This window comes from uncultured Aggregatibacter sp., assembly GCF_938046485.1.
Classification (GTDB): domain Bacteria; phylum Pseudomonadota; class Gammaproteobacteria; order Enterobacterales; family Pasteurellaceae; genus Aggregatibacter.
On the sequence record NZ_CALIWN010000016.1, the window covers coordinates 1 to 5,499 of the forward strand.

General features: G+C 43.5%; 5 protein-coding genes. 1 reads left to right on the forward strand and 4 read right to left on the reverse strand.

Annotated elements, in window-relative coordinates:
- Positions 1-238 precede the first annotated feature (238 nt).
- The 4 genes from corA to Q0203_RS01905 all read right to left on the reverse strand — a co-directional run bounded on the left by corA (position 239) and on the right by Q0203_RS01905 (position 4,708).
- Positions 239-1,186 carry a magnesium/cobalt transporter CorA gene (gene corA / locus Q0203_RS01890; protein ID WP_297929102.1) on the reverse strand — a complete coding sequence of 316 codons (948 nt, stop codon included), beginning with the start codon at positions 1,184-1,186 and terminating at the stop codon, positions 239-241.
- A 338-nt stretch (positions 1,187-1,524) separates the two neighbouring features.
- Positions 1,525-2,559, reverse strand: coding sequence for a DNA polymerase III subunit delta (gene holA, locus Q0203_RS01895; protein ID WP_297929103.1), 1,035 nt, complete (start codon positions 2,557-2,559; stop codon positions 1,525-1,527).
- Positions 2,559-3,062, reverse strand: a complete 504-nt coding sequence (gene lptE, locus Q0203_RS01900) for an LPS assembly lipoprotein LptE (RefSeq protein WP_297929105.1) — start codon at positions 3,060-3,062, stop codon at positions 2,559-2,561. Before lptE ends, holA begins: the two co-directional genes overlap by 1 nt.
- Before the next feature lie 146 nt (positions 3,063-3,208).
- Positions 3,209-4,708, reverse strand: coding sequence for a helicase HerA-like C-terminal domain-containing protein (locus tag Q0203_RS01905; protein ID WP_297929106.1), 1,500 nt, complete (start codon positions 4,706-4,708; stop codon positions 3,209-3,211).
- 127 nt (positions 4,709-4,835) lie between these two features.
- Between Q0203_RS01905 and Q0203_RS01910 the strand changes: the two genes are divergently transcribed.
- Positions 4,836-5,499 (forward strand): MOSC domain-containing protein (locus Q0203_RS01910; RefSeq protein ID WP_297929108.1); only part of this gene is annotated, 664 nt, incomplete at its 3' end.

Below are 5,499 nucleotides of genomic sequence, written 5' to 3' on the forward strand. Positions count from 1 at the left end.
CCAAGTTTATTCGTATGAACCCCTGATGTGAGAGCATCGGGGGTTTTTGATTTTTTGGGGAAAAGTGGGAATTTGTTTATTGTTTTGATGGGTATCAGTGGTAGGCCAATATTGAAGATTATGTTGATGTCTAATTTTTCTGATCTCATCAACATTATTAAGCCTACCACAGGTTTCTAATTTTATTGAGACAATGAAACCGTTGAATGCTCTACTTTATTTTTGCGTATTCGCTTAATTACAGCCATCCTTTCCGTTTGAAATACCAGTATGGTGCAAATGCGGCTAACGCCATTAATCCCAAAGCCATTGGGTAGCCAAATTTAAACCCAAGTTCCGGCATATCGTTAAAGTTCATACCATAGTTGGAGGCGACTAATGTCGGTGGTAAGAAAATTACCGATACAACGGAGAAAATTTTGATAATGCGGTTCTGCTCAATATTGATAAAACCCATTGCCGCTTGTAGTAAGAAGTTGACTTTTTGGAACAGCGATTCATTATGTGGCTGCAAAGATTCAATGTCTCGTAAAATTTCACGCGCCTGTTCTAATTGATTCGCCGGTAAACGGGTTTTGCGTACTAAGAAACTGAGCGCGCGTTGTGTATCCATCAAACATAAGCGGACTTTAGAACTGGTGTCTTCTTGTTCCGTTAAGGTTGCTAAGGCTTCATCGAAGGCTTCTCCTTGCGTTCCGTTGAGTATCACGCGGCTTAATTTCTCCAAATCAGCATACACGTTTTCAATGACATCGGCTAATTGCTCAATTTTTGTTTCGAACAAATCGAGCAGTAATTCATAGGAGTTACACTCAATTAAACGCTGATTGCGGGAACGCATCCGATACAAACGGAATGCCGGTAATTCACGATCGCGCAAGGTAAATAAACGCCCATCACGAATGGTGAATGCCACGCTGGCCAAATCAGCATAATCATTTTCATCTTCACAATAAAAGAAAGAGTGTAAGTGCAAACCATCTTCATCTTCAAAAAAACGTGCAGATGCTTCGATATCTTCTAACTCCAAGAAAGAGGCTAAGCTTTGGCCTAAACTTTTTTGTAAGGTTTCCCGCTCTTCTATGGTTGGTTCAATTAGATCAAGCCAAATGGCGGTATTTAATGGCTCAGCAGATTCATCGATGCGAACTAAGCGTGCATCTTCAAGGGCAAAGGCATTTATCATTTTGTCATACTCCCGATTGGACTATGCACAACGCAATGAACAACAATCAAACGAATACAAGTGCGGTCGTTTTTATCCGTATTTTCAACGACAAAAAGAAAGCGATAAGGATTAAGAAGTTGCAAATTTTCGTCTGATAGAAAAGATGCCGAAAAAGAGAAAGGTAAATAAAACTTACCAACGAAACCATCGCCGATAAGTGAGAAAGGCGATAGTTACAGTGAAAACTCCGTTCGGTATCGACTGTGACTGTCCAAAGTGTGTGTCCTCATGTTACTAAATCGCGCGCAATGTTACGCTTGAAAAGTGACTTCGTCAAGGCGTTAATTGGAGGTATTTTAGGCACAAAATCTCACTGAGAATGCCTCTAATTGCTGCCAAATGTCATCATTAAATTCTTGCTTTGTGCAACGTTCTATCTCAGCAAGTTGTTGGAAAAAGAGATAAAGTTTACGATAGGTTAAACGTTGTATGGTTTGGCTAAATAATGGACGACGGTTTTGCCACACTTTAAGGCGATCAAAATGTTCGCGTAGTTTAGCTGTCGGCAAAGGATCATCAAGTTTGGCCGGTTGTTCCGGTTTGCTGATCTCTAACAATGTCATCAAATCCCGCTGTAAGGTGCGTAACAAAATAATCGGTTGCACATCTTCATCTTTTAATCCGATTAAAATGCGACGGGCGCGGTTACCTTTGCCGGCAAGCATCGCATCAACCCACTGAAACGGGGTAAATACGGAAGACTGCTCTACCACCGCATTCACACGGGCAAAACTCAATTTTCGGTCGGCATAAAGCAAATCCAATAATTGCAAGGCTTGTTTCAGCGCTAGTAAATTATTTTCATAGCTGTAGCACAACAGTTGCACCGCTTCTTCGTCAATACTTAACCCCAAACTTTTTGCCCGATTGCTTACCCAACGTGGCAATTGTTCCACATTCGGCGTTTGACAATTCACCAATACGGCTTCGGGCGCATATTGATTGGCGGCAATAAACCAAGATTGATTTTCAGTGGCTTTCGTCAGTTTGGCTAGGCGAAAAATCGGCAACACATCAGGGTGTAACAAGGAAACGAATTCCAACAGATTTTTCTGCAAAAGTGCGGTCAGATTTTCCGGTAAATCTAAGAGAATGCATTGCTTATTGAAAAATAAGCCCATAGATTGCACACGTTCAAGCAACGCATTCCAGTCAGTGGAGGGATTAATTTCCAGCCCCCATTTTTCGTCGAATCCTTGTTTAAACGCGGCTTGTTGAATCGCATCCTGACTTTCTTCAAGTAATAACGGATCTTCGCCCATGAGAAAATAAAGCGTCGCGGGTTGACGCGCTAACGAGAGAGAAAGCTGTTCAGGAAAAATACGATTCATTAGTTGCCATGAATTTGGTGCTGTAAGGCCACCATTTTGTTAATTAACTGACGTGCAGCCTGCTCACGCATATCCTGCCAAATCACGTCTTTTTCTGCCGATTTTGCCAATGCCGCACGGGCGTTATCAAAGAATGTGCGATTAACTTTGGTACTGATTGGGAAGCTGTCTTTATTTGGCAATTTCACGCTGGCTTCCACTTCTAAAATCAGCTGTTTTTCCGCCTCACGGCCTTGTTTGAAAATTGATACCACTTGATCTTTGCTTGAAATTTTATTTAAACGCAACACCGGAACATCGGCCTTGTCTTCCACTAAATTCACGTTATTGAGCTGTAACTGGCGACGCATGGATAACGCCATATCGCTATAAGGATCACTGCTTTCCAATTTTAACGTTTGTAATTCTTGAGGAATCAGTTCACCGTTTTGGAAGTGAAATCCACAGGCAGAAAGCGCCAACACGCCGGCGGACAACCATAAGATTTTGAGGAGGTTTAGCATAAAATTTACCTTAAAAACCGACCGCACTTTTGTTTTAAGTGCGGTCATTTTTTTGACTAAAAATATGAGCCTTATTCTACAAGACTCCACTGTTTTACACTAGCCTTACCTTGTGCGGAAAGTGCGGTACATTTTTCGGAGGAATTTTACTTCTTAAACGCGCCTAAAATTCCCCGCATAATTTGTTTGGTGATTTGGCTGCGGATATTACGTCCCACAGCTTTTGCCACACCGCTAACCAATTCTTCCGTCACAGTCAGTTGTTCTCCACGTTTTTTGGTGCCGAAAATCATGCGGCTGAGACTACCCATAATGCCGTTTTCTTCTTCCTGCTTGGCTTGTTCCGCTTGTTTTTGCACCACAGCGGCTAAATCTGCTTGTTGGTTTAACACCTCAAAAGCAGATTCGTTATCCACATAATCTTTATAGAAAGCATACAAATCATCGTCTTTTACCCAAGCGGTGCGTTGTTCGGCAGTAATTGGCGCTAATTGGCTTTTCGGTGGGAAAATGTAAGCAATTTCCACCGGTGTTGGCATGCCTTTTTCATCTAAGAACGAGACTAATGCCTGACCTACGCCGAGTGTTGAAATCGTTTCAACCACGTTTATGCTCGGGTTGGAACGGAAGGTTTCCGCAGCTGATTTCACGGCCTTTTGATCGCGTGGCGTAAAGGCGCGCAAGGCGTGTTGTACGCGGTTACCTAATTGACCGAGCACGGTGTCCGGTAAATCCAATGGGTTTTGGGTCACGAAATAAATGCCCACACCTTTGGAACGAATCAAACGCACAACTTGTTCTACTTTATCTACTAATACGCTTGGTGCGCCATCAAACAGCAAATGCGCTTCGTCAAAGAACATCACGAATTTCGGTTTGTCGGGGTCGCCCACTTCCGGTAGCTGTTCAAATAATTCAGCCATTAACCAAAGCAAGAACGCGCTGTACATGCGTGGAGAGTTAATTAATTTTTCCGAATTAAGCACATTGATTACACCGCGACCATCACGGGTTTGTAGCCAGTCATCTAAGTTAAGAGCCGGTTCGCCGAATAAATTGGCCGCACCTTCGTTTTCTAAGGTTAATAAGGCGCGTTGAATGGCGCCTACGCTGGCGGCAGACACATTGCCATATTCCACTTGGAAGGTTTTGGCGTTTTCCGCTACATATTTCAACATGGCACGCAGGTCTTTTAGGTCGATAAGCAATAAGCCTTTGTCATCTGCCACACGGAACACGAGGTTGAGTAAGCCTTCTTGCGTCGCGTTGAGATTTAATAAACGGGAGAGCAACAACGGCCCCATTTCGGAAATGGTGGTACGGAGCGGAATGCCGGTTTCGCCGAACACGTCCCAGAAGGAAACAGGATAACCGCTCAAATAGCTTTCGCCGCCTAAATTGAATTGTTCGATACGCTCAGCGATTTTGCCTTGCATCGCACCCGGTTGCACTAAACCGGAAAGGTCGCCTTTCACATCCACTAAAAACACCGGTACACCATCGTCACTAAAGGCTTCCGCCATTTTGCGTAATGTCACGGTTTTACCTGTGCCGGTGGCGCCGGCAATTAAACCGTGGCGGTTCGCCATTTTCGCGGTGATACCAAGTTGTTGGTTTTGGCTGGTTTGGGCGAGTAAATATTGCATATTTTTTGTTCCTAATTGATTGCGTATTGTGCAAAGAATGATATTTAAAAAAGTCAGTGCGGTCAAAAAAGATTATGTTTTTACGGTATAATTTGCCTCATTTCATTTATGCAGTTTGAGGTGACGTATGTCCAATGCGGAAATTTTAGTGATTAAAATCGGTCAAGTGCAGTCTTTAACATTTGCGGATGGTTCGTGTTATGAAAGCGCCATTCGCAAGCAACCGGTAGCAGCTGTGAATATTCATTCGCTCGGTGCAGAAGGCAATGATGTGGGGTTAAAAGCTCATCATGGTGGCGTGGATAAGGCGCTGTTTTTTATGTCGGCAGATTCTTTCCCAGCGTTAAATGCGTTATTGGATGAAAATTTTTCTTATCAGGGCACGGCGATTTACGGTGAGAATTTTGTGGTTTCTGAATTGAACGAAGATTCCGTATGCGTAGGAGATCGTTTTCAAATCGGTACTTGCGTGGTGGAAGTGTCGCAACCGCGTAAACCTTGTGAGCGCTTGTCGAAAAATACCAATAATTCAAATACACAACAAACCGTGTATCGTTCCGGTTGGTCGGGCTGGTATGTACGGGTGGTACAAGCGGGCGTAATTCATCAAGGTGATCGGCTGGTATTGTTGAGCCGTCCGCATCCTGAATTTACTATTCGTCATTTGAACCGTTTATTGTCAGCCCCCGAACACACGGACGAGTTAGAACAGGCCTTGGCGCTTGAGGTGTTGGCGCCGGCATTTAAGCGTTCGTTAAATTCAAAACTGATGAAATTACAAGAAAAACAGA

Excerpts from the sequence above, each read along its gene's own strand:
- corA (WP_297929102.1), bottom strand. The coding sequence starts at position 1,186 with ATGATAAATGCCTTTGCCCTTGAAGATGCACGCTTAGTTCGCATCGAT.
- holA (WP_297929103.1), bottom strand. The coding sequence starts at position 2,559 with ATGAATCGTATTTTTCCTGAACAGCTTTCTCTCTCGTTAGCGCGTCAA.
- lptE (WP_297929105.1), bottom strand. The coding sequence starts at position 3,062 with ATGCTAAACCTCCTCAAAATCTTATGGTTGTCCGCCGGCGTGTTGGCG.
- Q0203_RS01905 (WP_297929106.1), bottom strand. The coding sequence starts at position 4,708 with ATGCAATATTTACTCGCCCAAACCAGCCAAAACCAACAACTTGGTATC.